A 20021-nucleotide genomic window follows, 5' to 3' on the forward strand; every position below is an offset into this window, starting at 1 on the left:
GAGGACACGAAGACGGCCTTGCGGAGCCGTCGGTGTCGGAGTGTCATGAAGAAGGGGACCTCAATGGACGAATACATTGTTGTCGGCACAGACGGGTCGGATCTCGCCGTAGCAGCCGTGCGCTGGGCCGCCCGCGACGCCGCCCGCCGCGCTCTGCCCCTGCGCATCGTGCACGTGGTGGATCACCGCCCCTACGGGGTGCCCGCGCCGGACCAGGCCGACCCCGGAGTGTCCGCCGGGGAGCGGATGCTCCGCCAGGCGGCCGGTGCCGCCGGTGAATGCGAGCCGGGCGTCGCCGTGGTGACCGCCCTGGCCGAGGGGCCGCCGGGCGAGGTTCTTCGCGACCAGGCCGCGACGGCGGCCGAACTGGTCGTCGGCAGCCGCGGCGTGGGCGGTCCGGCCGGGGCCCTGCTGGGCTCCGTGCCCGTCCAGACGGCGGGTCACGCGCCCGGCGCCGTGGTGGTGGTCCGGCCTGAGCGCGCCGGGTCCGGCGAGATCGTCGTCGGCGTCGACGACTCCCCCGGGTGCGAGCCCGCCCTGGAGTTCGCCTTCGAGCAGGCCCGGGCACGTGGGTGCGCGCTGCGCGCGGTGCACGCCCGGCGGTCGCCGCAGGAGCGTTCGAGCGAACCCGGCACCGGATCAGTCCTCACCGACCGGCTCGCCGGCTGGCGGGAGCGGTATCCCGACGTCGAGGTGAGGGAAGATCTCAGGCACGGCCCGCCGGTCCCCGCGCTGGTGGACGCCTCCGTCGGCGCCGACCTGCTCGTGGTCGGGTCCAGGGGGCTGGGCGCCGTCGGCTCGCTGCTCCTGGGCTCGGTCAGCCGGGAGGTGCTCCACCACGCGCAGTGTCCCGTCGCGGTGGTCCGCGGCGCCGCGGTGGCCGGGCGTGACGACAGCACGTCCGGTCGGGCATGAACGGGAACGGGGCCGGGGCAGGCGATGGCGCTGACAGCGGAGGTGAGCGGCGAGGCCGGGCTTGATGTCGCCGCCGCGGGCGCGCTGCGCGCCGACGAGGTGCTGGCCCGTCTGGGCGGCACGGACGACGGATTGAGCCGGGCACAGGCGGAGCGCCGTCTGGCGGCGGTGGGTCCGAACGCGCTGCGCACGCATCGGGCCCGGCGCGCCGCGGTGCTCGCCCGCCAGCTGCGCTCGCCCCTGCTGATCCTGCTGGCCGTCACCGCGGCCGCGTCGTTCTTCCTCGGCGAGCCGGCGGACGCGCTGATCATCGGCGTGATCCTGGCGGCGTCGGTCGGGCTGGGGTTCTTCAACGAGTACCGCGCCGAAAAGGCCGCCGAGGCTCTGCACTCCCAGATCCGGCACCGCTGCCTGGTACGGCGTGACGGTCACCCCGGTCTCGTCGACGTGACCGCGCTGGTTCCCGGCGACGTCGTGGAGCTGCGGCTCGGCGACGTCGTACCGGCCGATCTGCGGCTGCTGCGGGTGGCGGAGCTGGAGTGCGAGGAGTCGGTGCTGACCGGCGAGTCGATGCCGGTGGCCAAGTCCACCCGGCCCGTCGGCGCGGGTGCCGCGCTGGCCGAGCTGTCCTGCTGCGCGCTGATGGGCAGCGTGGTGCACACCGGTTCGGGAACAGGCGTGGTGGTGGCCACGGGGGGACGGACGACGTTCGGACGGATCGCGCTCCGGCTGGGCGAGCGTCATCCGGAAACCGAGTTCCAGGTCGGGCTGCGCAGATTCTCCCTGCTGCTGGTGCGGGTCGCGGCCGTGCTGACCGTCGCGATCTTCGTTATCAACATCGTCCTGCGCCGCCCGGTTCTCGACGCGCTGCTGTTCTCGCTGGCGATCGCCGTGGGCATCTCCCCCCAGTTGCTGCCCGCCGTCGTCTCGACCGGCCTGGCCGCCGGCACGCGGCGGCTGGCTCAGCACAAGGTGCTGGTCAAGCGCCTGGTCTGCATCGAGGACCTGGGCGACATCGATGTGCTGTTCACCGACAAGACCGGAACCCTCACCGAGGGACGGATCAGCTTCATGCGCTCGCCCGGCCCCGACGGCCGGCCCGCCGACGAGGTGCTGGAGCTGGGCCTGCTGTGCAACGAGGCCGTCGTCGACCGCCGGAGCGGCCAGGCCGGCGGGCCCGGTGGCGTCGCGGGCGGCAACCCGCTGGACGTCGCGCTGTGGAACGCGCCCGCCGCGGGCACGCTAGCCGGTCTGAGCCGCTACCGGCGCCTGGCCATCGTCCCCTTCGACCATGAACGGCGGAGGGTGACGGTCCTGCTCGAACACGACGACGGCCATCGCCTGATCGTCACCAAAGGTGCCCCCGAGACCGTGCTGGAGCTGTGCACCGGCATCGGCGACCAGGCCAGGACCATGCTGGAGGCCGAGTTCGCCGCGGGCAACCGCGTGGTGGCGGTGGCCACCCGGCGGCTCCCGGACGCCGCCTCGCAGGTCGCCGCCCTGACTCCGGCCGACGAGCACGGCCTCACCTTCCGCGGCCTCCTGGTCTTCCTCGACCCGCCCAAGGCCGGCGCCCGGCACGCGCTGGAACGGCTCTCCGGCCTCGGCATCACCGTCAAGGTCCTCACCGGGGACAACCCGGCTGTCGCGGCGAAGCTCTGCGCCGAGCTCGGCCTCGCGAGCGGACGCGTGCTCACCGGAGCGGACGTCGACGCCGCCGACGACTCCCGGCTGGCCTCACTGATCGAGCAGTGCTCCGTCTTCGCCCGCGTCAGTCCCGAGCACAAGGCGCGCATCGTGCGGACCCAGCGGCGCGGCGGTCTGGACGTGGCCTTCCTCGGCGACGGCGTCAACGACGCCCTCGCGCTGCACGCGGCGGACGTGGGCGTCTCCGTCGACGCGGCCACCGACGTGGCCAAGGACGCCGCCGACGTGCTCCTGCTGGAGAAGGACCTCGGCATCCTGGCCGACGGCGTCACCCAGGGCCGGCGCATCTTCGCCAACACCATGAAGTACGTCCTGATGGGCACGTCCAGCAACTTCGGCAACATGTTCTCCGCCGCCGCGGCCTCGGCGTTCCTGCCCTTCCTGCCGATGCTGCCCTCCCAGATCCTGCTCAACAACCTGCTCTACGACTCCAGCCAGCTGGCCATCCCCACCGACACCGTCGACGCCGAGCAGCTGAGCCGCCCCTCCCGCTGGGACGTGCGGCTGATCCGCCGGTTCATGCTCTTCTTCGGCCCGATCAGCTCGCTGTTCGACTTCGCCACCTTCGCGGTCATGCTCGGCGTCTTCCACGCCGGCCCGCCGCTGTTCCGGACCGGCTGGTTCGTCGAATCCCTCGCCACCCAGGTCCTGGTGATCTTCGTGATCCGGACCAGGCGGGTCCCCTTCTTCCGCAGCCGCCCCAGTGTCCCCCTGCTGCTGGCGGCCCTCGGCGTCGTGACCGCCGGCGCGGTCGTCCCCTTCACGCCTGTCGCCCCCGCTCTGGGCTTCCAGCCGCTCCCCGCCCCGTTCTTCCTCATCCTGCTGCTGATGGTCGCCGCCTACCTGGCCCTCATCGAGGTGGGCAAACGGTGGTTCTACCGGACCACGCCCGCGGCTCCGGCCGGCCGTGAACGCACGCCCGCCCATCCCCTGCACCGCAGGGCGCACCGGTTCACCACCACCGCCGCCATCACCCGCGGGGCCCTCAGTCCCGCCGTGTCACGGGGTGCAGACGGGAAACGAGCGAGGTGAAGATCATGACCGGATCTCGCGTCGTCGTCGGGTACGACGGCTCCGACTTCTCCATGCAGGCGCTCGACTGGGCTCTTGACGAGTGTGAGCTGAGACACGCGCAGCTGACGGTCGCGCACGCGTGGAGCTGGCCGTACGGGGAGGCGTCCGAGGAAGCGAAGCTGCACCTGCGCAAGGCCGCGGAGCACGTGCTCCAGCACGGCGCGGACTGCGCCCGGTCCTCCAGCGCGGTCGGCGACGTCGTCGCCGACCTGTACGAGGGCTCGGCGGCCGAGCGGCTCGTGGAGCTGTCCGCCGGCGCGCGCCTGGTCGTGGTCGGTTCGCGCGGCCTGGGTGCGCCCGCCCGCTCCGTGGTCGGCTCCGTCGCCGGCCACGTCGCGGCCGGTGCCCGGGCGCCGGTGGTCGTCGTCCGTGGTCCCGGGCCCATCCCCGCGGAGGCGGAACCCGGCCCGATCGTGCTCGGGCTGGCCTCCGCCACTCCCGAGGACGCGGTGGAGTTCGCCTTCGCCGAAGCCGCTCTACGGGGCCTGCGGTTGACCGCCCTGCACGCTGTCGACCTCCGGGAGCCGGAGTGGGGGATGAAGGTCGCCCCTCCCCCGTGCCTGGATCAGCTCGCGGAGGCGGTCCGTGCGCGCATGGACGATCGCCTGGCGGCATGGCGTGACAGGCATCCGGCGATCCACGTCGAGATCCGCACCGTCATCGCCTCGGCGAGGGATGCGCTGCGCACCGCTTCCGGCGGAGCCGCCCTGCTGGTCGTGGGTGCGGACCGCACCGGACCCGGCGGACAGCTGGGCACGGTCGCCAGGGCGATGACCGAGACCGCCCTGTGCCCCGTCGCGGTCGTGCCTGCCGGCCGGCCGTCGGGAAAGGGGATTTGACCGAGTTCTTGCACCGCGTTGCACGGGCGGGCGGGGGGCCGCGCCGGGCCACGGGAAGGTATTCGCACGTGGATCCAGCCGACCGTTCCCATGCGTTCCCGGGCGAGAGCCATGGTGAGATCCTCGATCGCGACGCCTGCATGGCCCTCCTGTCGGCCGCCGTCATCGGTCGCGTCGCCTGGCCGCACCCCGACGGCCGGGTGGAGGTCATCCCGGTGAACTTCGTGGTGGACGGCGACGACCTCGTGTTCAGGACCGCGCGGGGTGGCAAGCTCACCGCCGTCGAGCGTGGTGTGCCGGTGTCCTTCGAGGTGGACGACGTGGAGCCGGCCCTGCGCGTGGGCTGGAGCGTTCTGCTGAGCGGCCACGCCGAGATCGTCGACGACGCCGAGCAGGTGCGCCGTCTGGAGGCGCTCCTCGGCGCGCCGTGGGTCGCGATGACGGAGCCGGTGTTCGTACGCCTGCGTCCGGGCACGATCAGCGGCCGCCGGCTGCCTCTTCACCCAGGCGGCGTCTCGGTCCAGCCCGGCGGGGACGGCTGAGTCCCGGTCTCCGGCCCTCGCACCGCCCTCATGTCCGTGGTTCACCAAGGAGGAGCTCGGTGGTTGCCGTACCGTCGGGACTGTCGTCCGCCGAGGCGGCGGTGCGCCTGGAGCGGGACGGCCCCAACCTGCTCCCGCAGCAGCCGCCGGTCCCGCTGTGGCGGCGGGTCGCCGCCCAGCTTCGCGATCCGCTGATCATCGTCCTGCTCGTGGCGGCGGCGTTGACCGTCGCCACGGGCGACTGGACCGACACCGTCGTGATCATGCTCGTGATCGTCGTCAACACCTCCGTCGGAGTCGTGCAGGAGGTGCGCGCCGACCGGGCCATCACGGCGTTGTCACAGCTCACGGCCCCGGTGGCGCGCGCGATCCGCGACGGCTCCCAGACCGAGGTCCCGGCGGCCGACATCGTCGTGGAAGACCTGCTGGTCCTGGCCGAAGGCGACATCGTCGTGGCCGACGCCACGGTGGTGGAGTCGGCGGCCCTGCTCGTCGACGAGTCGTCCTTGACGGGAGAGTCGGTGCCGGTGGACAAGACCGGCGGCGATCCGGTCTCCTCCGGAACCGTCGTGGTGCGGGGACGTGGCCGCGCGAGGGTCACGGCCGTCGGAGCGGCGAGCGCGAGCGGCCGGATCGCGTCCATGATGGTCGAGGGGGCCGGCCTGACGCCGTTGCAGCGGCGCCTGGTGGATGTCGGCCGCCTGCTGGCCGGCGTCACGGTGGCGCTGTCCGCGGTGGTGCTGGCGCTCGGGCTGGTCCGCGGGCAACCGGTCGAGTTGATGGTGGTGACCGCGATCAGCCTGGTGGTCGCGGCCGTGCCCGAGTCCCTGCCCGCGGTCGTGACGCTGAGTCTCGCCCTGGGAGCCCGCCGGATGGCCGCGCGCGACGCTCTCGTACGCAGGCTGGCCGCCGTGGAGACGCTGGGCGCGGTGACCGTGCTCGCCACCGACAAGACCGGGACCCTCACCGAGGGCCGGATGGTCGCCCGGCACCTCTGGACCCCTGCCGGAGAGGCCGTGATCACCGGCTCCGGATACGCCCCCGACGGCGAGATCGTGCGCGACGGCACCCTCGACAGTGCGAGCCTCACCGACCTGCTGGTGGCGGCCGTGCTGTGCAACGACGCCAGATTGTCGCCGCCGCAGGACCCCGGCGGGGAATGGACGGCGCTGGGGGATCCCACCGAGGCGGCCCTGCTCACCGCCGCCGCCAAGCTCGGCCTGGACCGCGGGCACCTGCAGGAGCGCTGCCCCCGGGTGGCCGAACGCCCTTTCGACAGCGAACGCAAGCGCATGAGCACCGCGCACTCCCTGCCCGGCGGACACGGCAGGGTCATCTGCAAGGGCGCGCCCGACATGCTGCTCCGGCCGCCTGTCCTGGTCGACGACCCGGCGCTGCTGGCCCGCGCCGCCGAGCGCGCCGAGCGATTCGCCCAGGAGGGATACCGGGTCCTGGCGGTCGCGAGCCGCGATCTGGACACCGTTCCGCGAACAGCGCCGGAGACCGCGTTGTCGTTGCTCGGGCTGGTCGCGATCCTGGATCCGCCGCGTCCGGCCGCTGCCGCCGCGATCGCCGCCTGCGAGCGGGCCGGCATCAGGCCGCTCCTCATCACCGGCGACCATCCTGGGACCGCGCGGGCCGTCGCCACCGATCTGGGCATCATCGCCGCCGGCGATCCCGTCGTGGACCTCCGGGTCGCCGGGATGCCCGACCAAGGCGACATCGGTGTGTACGCCCGCGCCACGCCCGGGCAGAAGCTCGGGATCATCGAGGGTCTACGGGCTCGTGGCGAGACCCTCGCGATGACCGGTGACGGCGTCAACGACGGCCCCGCGCTGCGACGCGCCGACATCGGCGTGGCCATGGGCAGACACGGCACGGAAGTCGCCCGTCAGGCGGCCGACCTCGTGCTCGCCGACGACAACCTGGACACCGTCGTCGCGGCCGTCGAGGAGGGTCGCCGCGTCTACGCCAACATCCGCCGGTTCCTGGTGTACGGCCTGTCCGGTGGAGCCGCCGAGATCGCGGTGATGTTGCTGGGGCCGTTCGCCGGCCTCGCGCTCCCCCTGCTTCCCGCCCAGATCCTGTGGATCAATCTGCTCACGCACGGGCTGCCCGGTGTGGCCCTCGGCGGCGAGCCGTCCGTGCCGGGGTCCATGGCCGTCCCACCGCGGCCTCCGGGCCAGAGCATCCTGGGCGCGGGGCTGTGGCAGCGCCTGGTCCGGATCGCCGTCGTCCTGACCGCCGTCACGCTCGGCGTCGCCGTCTGGGGCCATCAGACCGGACGACCGTGGCAGAGCATGGCCTTCTTCGCCCTCGGCGCCACCCAGCTCGGCGTCGCGCTGGGGTCCCGTACCCGGCCCGGCACGCTGGCCAACCCCATGCTGTTGCTCGCCGTCGCCGGTGCGCTCGTCCTGCAGCTCGCCGGGCTGTACCTCCCGCCGCTCCAGGAGCTGCTCGGCACCGAACCCCTCGCCCCGGGTGATCTGCTGATCGTCGGCGCGCTGTCGATCCTCGGCTACGCCGCCGTCCGCCTCGACCGGATCCTGCATCCCTCCCGGCCATCCGCGTCAAGGCTCTGACCGGAATGGGCAAAGCGGTCGCGATCGTGCGCCAGGAGGGCCGGGCGACGGGGCAGGGACCTTCGGCCGCAAGGCCGGGGACGTCCGGCACTCCGGTCGCGCCCGCCTTTCGGAGAGCCTCGGTGGTGACCCGGCAGTGACTCGGCACTGCGCGGCAGTGAGAAGCGGGAGATCCGGCATGTCTGAGGGTTACGACGTCCTGCTGCGCGACGGCGGGATCGCCCACGTGCGCCCGCTGCGGCCCGCCGATCGGCAGGCCCTGCACGAGCTGGTGGAGCGCTCCTCGGAGCGTTCGGCGTACCTGCGCTTCTTCACCGGTGGGCGCGGCACCGCGCACGCGTACATGGACCGCATCACCAGCGGCACCTATCGCGGGCATGCGCTGGTGGCCGGCCTGAGAGGCCGGCTGGTCGCGGTCGCCGAGTACATCCCCATCGACGACGGCCACGCCGACCTCTCCATTCTTCTGGACGACTCCATCCACGGGCACGGCCTCGGCACCCTGCTGCTGGAGCACATCGTGCTGGACGCGGCCGCGCACGGGGTACGGGAGCTGGTGGCCGACGTTCTGGGTGAGAACCTGCCCATGCTCCGGGTGCTGCGGGACCTGGGCCTGGACGTCTCCCGACGCTGCGACGGCGGGACGCTGCACCTCGGCATCGCCGTCGAGCCCACCCGCAAGCTGGGCGAGGCCATCTCGGCCCGCGATCACGAGGCCGGGCAGGCGTCGCTGGCGCGGGTGCTCGCGCCCCGCTCCGTGGCGGTGATCGGCGCGAGCCGCGACGAGCGGGCCGTCGGGCACAAGGTGCTGGGCAACCTGCTCGACAGCGGCTTCCCCGGGACGATCCACCCCGTCAACCCCAACGCCACGTCGGTGGCGGGCCTTGCCTGCCTCCCCAGGGTGCCTGAGGGGGTCGACCTGGCGGTGGTGGCAGTGCCCGCCCGGCACGTGCTGGAGGTGGCGCGCGACTGCGCGGCGGCAGGGGTGGCCGGGCTGGTGGTGCTCAGCTCGGGGTTCGCCGAGGCCGGGCAGCGGGGCGTGGAATCGGAGCTGCTGACGATCTGCCGAGCGGCCGGTGTCCGGTTGATCGGCCCCAACTGCCTGGGCGTGGTCAACACCGGGGCGTGGCTGAACGCCAGCTTCCTGCCGCACCACCCGGTGCGGGGGCGGGTGGCGCTGATGTCGCAGTCGGGCGCCGTGGGGGCGGCGTTGCTGGAGCGCCTGGAGGTCTCCTCGTTCGTGTCGGTCGGCAACAAGGCCGACGTGAGCGGCAACGACCTCCTCGAATACTGGGAGGACGACCCCGGCACCGACGTGATCGCGCTGTATCTGGAGTCGTTCGGCAACCCGCGCAAGTTCGCCCGCATCGCCCGCCGCGTCGGCGCGCGCAAGCCGATCCTGCTCGTCAAGAGCGGCCGCAGCGGGGCAGGCGGCCGGGCGGTGCGCTCGCACACCGCCGCCGCGGCCACGCCCGACGTGGCGGTGGACGCGCTGACGCGCGCTGCCGGTGTCATCCGGCTCGACAGTGTCCATGAGCTGATCGACACCGCCAGGCTCCTGGCCGCCCAGCCGCTGCCCGCGGGACGCCGCGTCGCGATCGTCGGCAACTCGGGCGGCCCGCAGGCCATGGCCGCCGACGCCTGCGAGCAGCACGGTCTCGTCGTTCCGGAGCTGCCGCCCGGTCTGCTGGAGGCCCGCGCCGCCGCCGCGCTGAGCAATCCGGTGGACCTGACCGCGGACGCCACCGCCGCCGAGATCGGCGCCGCCGTCGGGGCGCTGGCCGCCGCGCCGGAGGTGGACGTGGTCCTCGTCGTCTACACGCCGCCGTTCGGAGACGGCCTGGACGCGAGCCGCCAGGCCATCGCGGACGCCACCAAGGACACGGCCAAGACCGTGCTGGCCTGCGTCATCGGCCATGACGAACTGATCGACGGCCGGGTACCCGCTTACGCCTTCCCGGAGCAGGCGGTCCAGGCCCTCGCCCAGGTGGTGCGCTACGCCGAATGGCGCCGCCGCCCCGCCGAACCACCCGCCGCCCCGCCCTCGGCGGACGAGAGAGCGGCGCGGGAGATCGTCGAAGCGCGGCTGGAGGCAGCACCGGACGGCGGCTGGCTGTCCCCGGAGGCCACGGCCCGGTTGCTGGGCTGCTACGGCGTGCGACTGGTGGAGTCGATCGACGCGGACAGCCCCGAGGCCGCCGTCCGGGCCGCCGGGCGTGTCGGGCTGCCGGTGGTGCTCAAGGCCGTCGGTCCCGTGCACAAGAGCGACGTCGGCGGTGTCCGGCTCGACCTGCGGACCCAGGAGGAGGTACGGCTGGCGTATCGCGAGATGTCGGCTCAGATCGGCGACGACATGACCGGCGCGATCGTGCAGCCCCTGTTGCCGGGCGGCGTGGAGATCATCGTGGGCGGTGTCAACTACCCGGCGTTCGGGCCGCTGGTCATGGTCGGCATGGGCGGGGTGATGGCGGACCTGCTGGCCGACCGCGCCTTCCGGGTGCCGCCCGTGGCCGACGCCGCCGACATGATCGGCGAGCTGCGGTGCGCCCCGCTGCTGCACGGCTACCGCGGCTCGCCACCCGCCGACGTCGACGCCCTGGCCGACCAGGTCACGCGGATCGGCAGGCTGCTCGACGACCTGCCGCACGTGGCCGAGCTCGACCTGAACCCCGTCATCGTCACCCCGGACGGCGCGACCACGGTGGACGCGCGGATCAGGGTGGCGCCCTGCGAGCCGCCGCCCTCGCCGTTGCTGCGCCGCCTGCGCTGACCGGCGACCGGTCGAGGACGCCATCCGCGGGCTGGATCGGGGGCACGCGCGAAGTGGCTGCCGTCGTGCGACGTCTCCCGGTCCGGCCTCCGGAGGCCAAAGCCGTCCGGGTGAGGGACCTTCGCCCCTGCCCGGTTCGGCCCATTTCCGACGAGCGTGGGAGAGGAAGGCCGACGAGGAGGCACGATGAAGGCGCTCATCTATCACGGGCCGGGTCAGCGTTCGTGGGAGGAGACTCCCGATCCGCGGGTGACCGAGGCGACGGACGCGATCGTACGGGTGGACGCTGTCACCATCTGCGGCACCGACCTGCACATCCTGAAGGGCGATGTGCCCGCCGTACGGCCGGGCACGATCCTCGGCCACGAGGCGGTCGGCACCGTCACCGCGACCGGGACCTCGGTCACCACCGTCGAGCCGGGAGACCGCGTCCTGGTCTCCTGCATCTCGGCATGCGGGCGCTGCCGCTACTGCCGGACCGGCATGTTCGGCCAGTGCCTGGGCGGCGGCGGATGGATCCTCGGCCACCGCGTCAACGGCACCCAGGCCGAGTACGTGTGCGTGCCGTTCGCGGACACCTCCGTCCACCTGCTGCCCCAGGGGGTCTCCGACGAGGCCGCGCTCATGCTGGCCGACATCCTGCCCACCGCCTACGAGGTGGGCGTCCTCAACGGCTGCGTGAGGCCCGGTGACACGGTCGCGGTCGTCGGCGCGGGGCCGATCGGACTGGCCGCCATCACCACCGCCCGGCTCTTCACGCCCAGCCACATCATCGCCGTCGATCTCGCTCCGGCCCGGCTGGAAGCCGCCGGACGGCTCGGCGCGGACGTGGTCGTCGGCGCTGGTGACGACCCCGCGGCGGCGATCGCCGAGCTGACGGACGGGCTGGGCGCCGATGTCGCGATCGAGGCCGTCGGTGTGCCGGAGACCTTCGAGCTCTGCACCCGCCTGGTGCGGCCCGGAGGCCATGTGGCCAACGTCGGCGTGCACGGGAAACCGGCCGCCCTCCATCTGGAGGACCTGTGGATCCGCGACCTGACCATCACGACCGGCCTGGTCGACACCTTCTCCACGCCGGCCCTGCTGGCCATGGTCGCCGCCGGACGGCTGGATCCCGGCGGGTTCATCACCCACCGCTTCGCCCTGTGTGACATGACGGCCGCCTACGAGACGTTCGCCGACCCACAGGTGACCGGAGCGCTCAAGGTGGTCCTGTCGCGCGCCTGACCGGCTTCAGCGGGGCGACTTCCTACTCCAGAGCCTGCGTTTCACCGCGAAAGACCCGACATAACCCTTCACACGGCAGAGACACCGCAACAAACGACACCCGACAACAACTCATGACACCAGCAAACCGGCCCAGAAATATCCGGCATTGCGGTTGGACCCCTTTTAAGCGATCATCGTCGAGTGGCCGCGGCCGTACCGGTTCCCGTAGGTTCTGGGAGAGGACGCATGTCGTGATATTCGCTGTTATAGGGCGTTCTACCCCGGCATCGCCCTCTACGGCCCCGACGGTCGCCACCGCCGCCGGTGTCGGCCTGCGGGGGCCGGCCCGGACCGCGCATCCTTCGGCGCCGTGAGCGGCGACGATGACGTGACGGAGCCGAGCGTCTCCGTCGTCCGCGGGATGAAGGCGGCCTACGCGCTCGCCTGGCAGGCCTCCCCCGGCATGCTGCTCCTCCAGCTCGTCACGGCGGTGATCAGTGGCGTGGCGCCGGTGGCGACCGCCTGGCTGACCAAGGTCGTCCTCGACGAGCTCACCGCCACCGACCCCCGTACCGGGGCGCTGGTGTGGATGGCGGCCGGCATCGGCGCCCTGGGCATCGCGATGGCCGCCACCTCGGCCGTCACGCAGTACGCGCAGGGACGCGCCCGGCGGGCCATCGGCCTGCACTCGCAGGACCGGCTGTTCGACGCGGTCAACCGGATGAGCGGGCTGGCCCGCCTGGAGGAGCCACGCTTCCACGACCGGCTTCGACTGGCCCAGCAGTCCGCGGAGCACGCCCCGGACCAGCTGATCCACATGGGCCTGTCCAGCCTGCAGGGGACCCTGGGCATCGCCGGGTTCCTGGGCACGCTGGTGGCGATCAACCCGGTCATGACGGCTGCCGCGCTGGTGGCCGCCGCACCCGCGATGATCGCCCATCTGACGCTGAGCCGGCAGCGGGCAGGGCTGATGTGGCGCACCAGCCCGGGCATGCGGCGCAAGATCTTCTACCAGATGCTGCTGACCGACCTGCAGGCCGCCAAGGAGGTCCGCCTGTTCGGGCTGGGCGGCTTCCTGCACGGGCGGATGCTCACCGAACTGCGCGCCGCCAACAACGCCGAGGACCGGCTGGAGCGGGGCGTGGTACGCGTCCAGGTCTCCCTCGCCGCCCTCGGGGCGCTGCTGTCGGCCGGCGGGCTGCTGTGGGCCGTGCACGCCGCGGCCGAACGGACGATCAGCATCGGCGACGTGTCGGTCTTCATCGCCTCCCTGGCCGGCCTCCAGGGCGGGCTCAGCGTCCTGGTGCAGGGCATCGCCATGGGACATCAGTCCGCCCTGGTCTTCCAGCACTACCTGACGGTGGTCGAGGTGCGGGACGACCTGGCCGCGCCGTCGCAGCCCCGGCAGCTCGCCCCGCTGGCCCACTCCATCGAGCTGCGCGACGTGTGGTTCCGCTACGGCGAGGACTTCCCGTGGGTGCTGCGCGGGCTGAACCTGACCATCCCGTACGGCACCAGCGTGGCCGTCGTCGGGCTCAACGGCGCCGGCAAGAGCACCCTCGTCAAGCTGCTCTGCCGGTTCTACGATCCGCAGCGCGGCTCCGTGCTGTGGGACGGGGTGGACATCCGCGACGTTCCGGTGGCGCAGCTGCGTCAGCGGATCGGCGCGGTGTTCCAGGACTACATGGACTACGACCTCACCGCCGCCGAGAACATCGGACTCGGCGACCTGGCGGCGATCGACGACCAGGACCGGGTCCGGGCCGCCGCCGAGCGCGCCGGGGCGCACGAGATCGTCGAGCGGCTGCCGGCCGGCTACCGGACGATGCTGAGCAGGGTGTTCCACCCGGGAGAGGAGGAGGACGGGGAGGAGGCCGCGCAGGTGAGCGGCGTCCACCTGTCCGGCGGGCAGTGGCAGCGCCTGGCGCTGGCCCGCGGGCTGATGCGTCAGGGCCGGGATCTGATGATCCTGGACGAGCCCAGCTCCGGGCTGGACGCGGTGGCCGAGGCGGCGGTCCACGACCGGCTGCGGGAGCTGCGCGCGGGGTCCACCAGCGTCCTGGTCTCCCACCGGCTCAGCGCCGTCCGCCGGGCCGACCGGATCGTCGTCGTGCAGGACGGCCGGATCCTGGAGAGCGGCGACCACGCCTCCCTCACCGCGTCCCCGGACAGCGTCTACGCCCAGCTCTTCCGCACCCAGGCGGAGGGGTACCAGGAGGACCCGGCCGCGTCGCCGCCCGGGCAGGACGGCGCGGTGCCGACCACGGTGGCCGCCGGATGAGCCAGGCCCTGGGCTGGGCCGGCGCGGTGGCGCTGGTGATCGGGGCCGCGCCGGCGGCGCGGCTGCCGCTGTCCACCGTCACCGTGCGGGGCGGCAGCATGACCCCGACCCTGCTCCACGGTGATGTGCCAGTGGGGCCTGTGCCCGGCGGACCGGATGTACGGAGTGGTGCTGCCGCGGCTGCGCACCGGGGGCGAGCACGCCACCGCCTGACACCAGCGCCTCGCTTCGGGCTCTACGCCGGCATCCGGAAGGCTGCTCCCGCCGCGGCCGGCTTCCGCGTGACGCGGCGGCGCCGGGCCGGCAGCCCGAGCGTCGGGTTGGCGACGCTCCAGGCGGCGCCTTTGCAGACCAGCTCCTTGTAGACGGCGGCGAGCCGTCCGGTCAGGACCGCCCGCACGGCGCGGTCGTCCGCGGTGACGTACTGGATCAAGCCCTCCTTGCGGCCCAGTGAGATGCACTGGTTGACGTAGCGGATCGACACGTTCGGGAGCTTTCCGCCGGTCAGGCGCGCCGCGATCGCGTCGGCGGCCTGCCACGCGGTCGGACCTCCCGAGGCGCACGACATCCGCAGCGGCTTGTCCCCGGGGCCCATCACCATGGCCGCGTCGCCAACCGCGTACACGTCCGGGTGCGAGACCGAGCGCATGGTCCCGTCCACCACGATCTGGCCGGTGCCGGTGACCTCCAGGGCGCTCGCCTTCGCGATCGGGTGGACCGCGAAGCCGGTGGTCCACACGGTGACCGCGGCCGGGATGACCCTGCCGTCGGCGGTGGTGACGCGGTCGGCTTCGACGCCGGTGACGGCGGCGCGCTCGTGCACGGTGATCCCGAGCTTGCCGAAGACCTTCCGCAGGTGCTCGCGGCCCTGGGGAGAGAGCCAGTCGCCGAGGCCGCCGCGGGCGGCGAGGGCGACGTCGAGGTCCGGGCGGGCCGCGGCGATCTCGGTCGCGGCCTCCAGGCCGGTGAGGCCGCCGCCGACGACGACCACGCTCTGTCCGGCGTCGAGGCGGGCGAGGCGCTCGCGCAGCCGGAGTGCTCCGGGTCGGCCGGCGATCTCGTAGGCGTGCTCGGCGGTCCCGGGGACGCCTTGGGCGTCCCAGCCGCTGCCGAGGGCGTAGACGAGCGTGTCGTAGACGAGCTCTCCGGCGCCGGCGCCGTTCGCGTCGGTGACGGTGACGGTCTTGCGGTCGACGTCGACGCCGGTGACCGTCGCCAGCCTCGGTACGACGCCGGTGCCCGCGAACATCTCGCTGAACGGCCGGGACTTGAGGTCCTGGCCGGCCGCCAGCTGGTGCATGCGGACGCGTTCGACGAAGTCGGGCTCGGCGTTGACGAGGGTGATGGCGACGTCCTCGCGGCGGAGCCGCTTGGCGAGGCGGCCGGCGGCGGTGGCTCCGGCGTATCCGGCGCCGAGAACGATGATGCGATGCTGCATGTCCTCGCTCCTGTCTCTTGCGCGGGTCTGCCCCTTGAACCGGGCAGCCCGCCGTTTCCTGACAGGGACGCGATGTGAAACACCTCACACAGCGCTCAGAAGGCGTTGAACAGGGGCTCCCCGTGGTCGGCGGTCGCCCAGTGCGCGGTCGCGCGTTCGAGCTTGTCGGGGTTGAGCTGGTTGCGGCACGCGGCGATGCCCTCGGCGGTGACCTCCAGGCACATGACGCCGACGACCCGGCCGGCCACGACGGCCACGACGGCGGGCTCGCCGTTGGCGGTCCAGGCGTAGACCTCGGGCGTGCCGCCGACCAGGGCGCGCTTGGCCACGCCGGGTCTGAGCAGGCCCCACACGAACTTCGCGACCGCGACGGCGCCCTCGAACGCCTTGGTGCGGGCCGGGATCCTCCCGCCGCCGTCGCCGATCGCGATGGCGTCGTCGGTGAGCAGGCGCACGAGCGGCGCGGTCCGGCCGCTGGCGGCGGCCGCCAGGAACTCCTCGGCGATCCGCCGGGCGGCGGCCTCGTCGACCTTGGTGCGGGTCCTGCCGTCCGCGACGTGCTTCTTGGCGCGGTGGAAGATCTGCTGGCCGGCGGCCTCGGTGATGCCGAGGATCTCGGCGATCTCCCGGTGCGGGTAGTCGAAGGCCTCCCGCAGCACGTACACCGCCCGCTCGTCGGGCGAGAGGCGCTCCATGAGGGTGAGCACCGCGTACGAGACCGATTCGCGCTGCTCGGCGGTGTCGGCCGGGCCGAGCATCGGGTCCCCGGCGAGCAGCGGCTCGGGCAGCCATGGGCCCACATAGGTCTCGCGCCGCGCCCGCGCGGAGGTGAGCTGGTTGAGGCACAGGTTGGTGAGGACCTTCGTCAGCCAGGCCTCGGGGACCTCGATGCGGTCGACGTCGGCGGCCTGCCAGCGCAGCCACGTCTCCTGCACGGCGTCCTCCGCCTCCCCCGCCGAGCCGAGAAGACGATAGGCGACGGCCTCCAGTCGCGCTCTGGAGTCCTCGAAACGCTCGATGTCGTCCGCGGACAGGGGCATGGCCGGATCCTAGCCCGCGCGGCCGGCCCGAGCCCCGGCACGGTCACGTGCTCCCTACCGCCGCCCGCCGAACTCCCAGTCGTGCACCTCGATGCCGGCGTACCGGTCCGGGGTCAGGAGGGCGAACTCCATGCCGGGAGTACCTACCATGGGCCTCACCGGGAGGTGCTCGTCACCGTCACCTCTGTCAGGGCTTGACGAGGACCTTGAGGGTCTTGCGGTCGGCCATGTCCCGGTAGCCGGCGGGGACGCCGTCGAGGGTGGTCGTGGCGTCGAAGACCTTCCCCGGCTCGATGGTGCCGTCCAGGATGTCGGGCATCAGCTGCTCGATGTAGGCCCGGACCGGTGCCGGTCCGCCGGCGAGACGCAGGTTGTGGCGGAAGAGGCTGCCGAAGCCGACCGGGGCCTCCTCGTACTGCGGGACGCCGACGCGGCTGATCACGCCGCCCGGGCGGACGACCCCGACCGCCTGCTCGTAGGCGGGCATGTTGCCGACGGCCTCCAGGACCACGTGCGTGCCGTGGCCGCCGGTCAGCCCGCGGACCTGGTCGATGCCCTCCTCGCCGCGGGCGGAGACGACGTCGGTGGCGCCGAACTCCCGGCCGAGCTCGGTGCGCGCCGTGTGGCGGCCCATGAGGATGATCTGCTCGGCGCCGAGGCGCTTGGCCGACAGGACCGCCAGCAGGCCGACGGCGCCGTCACCGATCACGGTGACGCGGGTGCGCTCGTTCACGCCGCCCGCCACGGCGGCGTGGTAGCCGGTGCCGAACACGTCGGAGAGCGTCAGCAGGGACGGGATGAGGGCCGAGTCCGCCGCGACGGGGAGCTTGACCAGGGTGCCGTCGGCGAGCGGGACGCGGACCGCTTCGGCCTGGCCGCCCTCTTCCGGCTCGCCGTCCCAGAAACCGGCCTCCGGGTGGACGCACGAGGTGTGCAGGCCCTCGCGGCAGAACTCGCAGGTGTTGTCCGAGATGGCGAAGGGAGCGACGACCAGGTCGCCCTTCTTGACGGTTGTCACCTCGGAGCCGGTGTCCTCGACGATGCCGATGAACTCGTGCCCCATCCGTGCGGGACCGTCCGCCGGGGACAGCGAGCCGTACGGCCACAGGTCACTGCCGCAGATGCAGGAGGCGGTGACGCGGACGAGCGCGTCGGTGGGCTGCTTGATGACGGGGTCGGGGACCTCCTCGACTCGGACGTCGCCGGCGCCGTGCAGCAGAGTTGCGCGCATCAGGTGTTCTCCGTTTCGGGTGGTGGTGCGGAAGCAGTGTTTGCCCAGATCAGGCACTAGTTCACTGTGGCTCGTATCGGGCAAATGCCGGGCAAAGGCGGCGGCGCCGGGTGAGGGCCATGGTGACCGTGGGGATCAGGGTCAGTGCGGCGATGGCGGTGCCGACCGCGGCGGGACCCGTGGCGCCGAGGGCGGAGCCGAGGGCCAGGCCGGCCAACGAGGAGCCGGCGGCGGTACCGAAGTTGAACGCCGAGACGGTGAGGGCGGACCCCAGGGTGGATGCCCTGCCCGCGAAGCGGACGGCCAGGGAGATCAGCACGGGGTTGGCGCCGAGCCCGAAGAGCCCGAGCAGGGCGACCAGCGCGGCCGTGGGCACGGCGTAGCCGGACAGCAGGCAGATCGCCAGCAGCAGGACCGTGGTCGCCGCGGCCGCCGTGATGGTCGTCGCATGCGGGCGTACGTCGCCCAGACGCCCTCCGACGAGGAAGCCCGCCAGGGCGCCGACGCCGAAGCCGACGAGCACCAGCGGCACGAGGCCGGCGGCGAGGCCGGCCCGGTCGGTCATGAGCGGCGAGACGTAGGAGTACGCCGACAGCACGCCGCCGGTCGTGGTCGCGCAGGCCGCCAGCGCCAGCCACAGCCGGCCGGAGCGCAGAGCGGACAGCTCGGACCGGATCGACACCGCCTGACGGCCGGGGCCGTCGTGCGGGACGTAGCGGGCGATCAGCCCCATGGCGGCCACCGCGAGGGCCGCGAGCACCCAGAACGGTCCCCGCCAGCCCATGAGCTGCCCGGCGAGAGCGCCGAGCGGCACACCGACGACGTTGGCGAGCATGGCGCCGGAGCCCACGACGCCCAGGGCGCGGGAGCTCGCGCCGGGGCCGGCGACGCGGGTGGCCACCACGTTGGCCACCGCCCAGAAGGCCCCGGTCGCCAGCGCCGTGAGGAACCGCGCCGCCAGCAGCAGCGCGAAGCTGGAGCCGAGCGCGACGATGACATGTCCGGCCGCGAAGACGCACAGGGCCAGGATCAGCGTCGACCGCCTGGGCAGGCGCAGCGTCAGCATCGCCGTCAGCGGCGCGCCGACGATCATCCCGGCCGCGAAGACCGTGATCAGCAGTCCGGCCCGGGCCACGCTCACCCGCAGGTCACCCGCGATCTGCGGCAGCAGGCCCGCCACCACGAACTCGGTCGTGCCCATCAGGAACGTGCCCAACGCCAGCACATGGATGACGAACGGGAGCCGGGCCGGCCGAGGCTCGCGGTCTTCGACGCGCGCGTCGCCGGGGGCGTGGAGGACTCCTCCTCGCGTGCTCATGCTTCCATCTCCATCGGGGTCGTGTTCGAGCGGTCGATCCCACGAAACCGGGTTCCCGGCGTGTGGAGAAGGTCGGGTTTATGGGGGGTACAAGCTCAACCTCCCTCCACGGCGGCCGGCGGCTACCGTGGAAGGCATGGACCAGCGACCCGACAACCGCTCCGAGATCCGGGACTTCCTCGCCAGCCGGCGCGCCAGGATCACCCCGGAGCAGGTCGGGCTGCCGACCAGCGGCCGACGCCGGGTTCCGGGGCTGCGGCGCGAGGAGGTCGCCGTTCTCGCAGGCGTGAGCACGGAGTGGTACACGCGGCTGGAGAAGGGCCACATCAGCGGCGTGTCGGAGGACGTGGTCGACGCGGTCGCCCGGGCACTGCACCTGGGAGAGGACGAGCGCACCTACCTGTTCGACCTGGCCCGGTCAGCCCGGCCCGCCCACCGCACGCCTTCCCGGCGCAAGGATGTCGAGGTCGCGCCGCGTGTCCAGTGGCTGCTCGACTCCATGACGATGTCCTCCGCCTCCGTGCAGAACGGCCGCATGGACGTCGTCGCGAGCAACGCGCTGGCCGGAGCCCTGTTCGCGCCGGTGTTCGCCAGTGAGACCATCGGCAGGCGCGGCCGCGCCAACATCGCCCGCTACATCTTCCTCGACCCGGGCGCCCACCACTTCTTCGCCGACTGGGACGCCGCCGCTGCCGCCACCGCCGCGCTGCTGCGCGCCGAAGCCGGGCGCGAGCCCCACGACCGGGCCCTGCGTGAGCTCATCGGCGAGCTGTCCACGCTCAGTCCCGGCTTCCGCGCCCAGTGGGCCGCGCACGACGTCCGTATCCGCCACGACGGCGTCAAGCGGCTGCGGCACCCCGAGGTCGGCCACCTGGAGCTGACCTACCAGTCCCTGGACCTGCCGATGTCCAACCGGGCAGTGCACGACCTGACCATCTACACCGCGGAGCCGGGCACCACCTCCGAGGACCGGCTCAAGCTCCTCGCCAGCTTGGCGGCCACCCGCTCCCGGGCAGCGGAGCCCACGAACCAGCCGCGCTGAAGCGCACCGCCCGCGCAGGCGGCATGTCCGTGA

13 protein-coding genes are annotated in these 20021 nt (G+C 73.0%); 9 read left to right on the forward strand and 4 right to left on the reverse strand.

What is annotated here, in order from left to right; translation table 11 throughout:
- Window positions 1-63 precede the first annotated feature (63 nt).
- From ACIBG4_RS01270 to ACIBG4_RS01305, 8 genes are all read left to right on the forward strand, one after another.
- Window positions 64-915 carry a universal stress protein gene (locus tag ACIBG4_RS01270; RefSeq protein ID WP_397200140.1) on the forward strand — a complete coding sequence of 284 codons (852 nt, stop codon included), beginning with the start codon at window positions 64-66 and terminating at the stop codon, window positions 913-915.
- Between the two features lie 24 nt (window positions 916-939).
- Window positions 940-3654, forward strand: coding sequence for a magnesium-translocating P-type ATPase (mgtA, locus tag ACIBG4_RS01275; protein WP_397200141.1), 2715 nt, complete (start codon window positions 940-942; stop codon window positions 3652-3654).
- A gap of 5 nt (window positions 3655-3659) precedes the next feature.
- The gene (locus ACIBG4_RS01280; protein WP_397200142.1) at window positions 3660-4535 is read left to right on the forward strand and encodes a universal stress protein; all 876 of its coding nucleotides are present in this window, start codon (window positions 3660-3662) and stop codon (window positions 4533-4535) included.
- Between the two features lie 68 nt (window positions 4536-4603).
- The gene (locus tag ACIBG4_RS01285; RefSeq protein ID WP_397200143.1) at window positions 4604-5077 is read left to right on the forward strand and encodes a pyridoxamine 5'-phosphate oxidase family protein; all 474 of its coding nucleotides are present in this window, start codon (window positions 4604-4606) and stop codon (window positions 5075-5077) included.
- Window positions 5078-5136: 59 nt separating this feature from the next.
- Window positions 5137-7659: a cation-translocating P-type ATPase gene (locus ACIBG4_RS01290; protein ID WP_397200144.1), complete on the forward strand. Its 2523-nt coding sequence runs from the start codon at window positions 5137-5139 to the stop codon at window positions 7657-7659.
- A 178-nt stretch (window positions 7660-7837) separates the two neighbouring features.
- Entirely contained in the window at window positions 7838-10429 is a 2592-nt protein-coding gene (locus tag ACIBG4_RS01295; RefSeq protein WP_397200146.1) for a GNAT family N-acetyltransferase, read from the forward strand.
- A gap of 186 nt (window positions 10430-10615) precedes the next feature.
- The gene (locus ACIBG4_RS01300; protein ID WP_397200147.1) at window positions 10616-11656 is read left to right on the forward strand and encodes a zinc-dependent alcohol dehydrogenase family protein; all 1041 of its coding nucleotides are present in this window, start codon (window positions 10616-10618) and stop codon (window positions 11654-11656) included.
- A 352-nt stretch (window positions 11657-12008) separates the two neighbouring features.
- Window positions 12009-13919 carry an ABC transporter ATP-binding protein gene (locus ACIBG4_RS01305; protein ID WP_397200148.1) on the forward strand — a complete coding sequence of 637 codons (1911 nt, stop codon included), beginning with the start codon at window positions 12009-12011 and terminating at the stop codon, window positions 13917-13919.
- A 235-nt stretch (window positions 13920-14154) separates the two neighbouring features.
- On the opposite strand, the gene ACIBG4_RS01310 is transcribed toward ACIBG4_RS01305, so the two are convergent.
- The 4 genes from ACIBG4_RS01310 to ACIBG4_RS01325 form a co-directional block, all read right to left on the reverse strand.
- Window positions 14155-15357: an NAD(P)/FAD-dependent oxidoreductase gene (locus ACIBG4_RS01310; RefSeq protein ID WP_397200149.1), complete on the reverse strand. Its 1203-nt coding sequence runs from the start codon at window positions 15355-15357 to the stop codon at window positions 14155-14157.
- Window positions 15358-15452: 95 nt separating this feature from the next.
- Window positions 15453-16397, reverse strand: coding sequence for an RNA polymerase sigma factor SigJ (gene sigJ, locus ACIBG4_RS01315; RefSeq protein WP_397200150.1), 945 nt, complete (start codon window positions 16395-16397; stop codon window positions 15453-15455).
- A 187-nt stretch (window positions 16398-16584) separates the two neighbouring features.
- Complete coding sequence (locus ACIBG4_RS01320) at window positions 16585-17628, reverse strand: zinc-dependent alcohol dehydrogenase family protein (RefSeq protein ID WP_397200151.1); 1044 nt, start codon at window positions 17626-17628, stop codon at window positions 16585-16587.
- Window positions 17629-17689: 61 nt separating this feature from the next.
- Window positions 17690-18946: an MFS transporter gene (locus ACIBG4_RS01325; RefSeq protein ID WP_397200152.1), complete on the reverse strand. Its 1257-nt coding sequence runs from the start codon at window positions 18944-18946 to the stop codon at window positions 17690-17692.
- 136 nt (window positions 18947-19082) lie between these two features.
- Between ACIBG4_RS01325 and ACIBG4_RS01330 the strand changes: the two genes are divergently transcribed.
- Window positions 19083-19988: a helix-turn-helix transcriptional regulator gene (locus ACIBG4_RS01330; protein ID WP_397200153.1), complete on the forward strand. Its 906-nt coding sequence runs from the start codon at window positions 19083-19085 to the stop codon at window positions 19986-19988.
- Window positions 19989-20021: the final 33 nt, after the last annotated feature.

It is taken from the genome of Nonomuraea sp. NPDC050383 (genome assembly GCF_044459125.1).
Lineage (GTDB): Bacteria > Actinomycetota > Actinomycetes > Streptosporangiales > Streptosporangiaceae > Nonomuraea.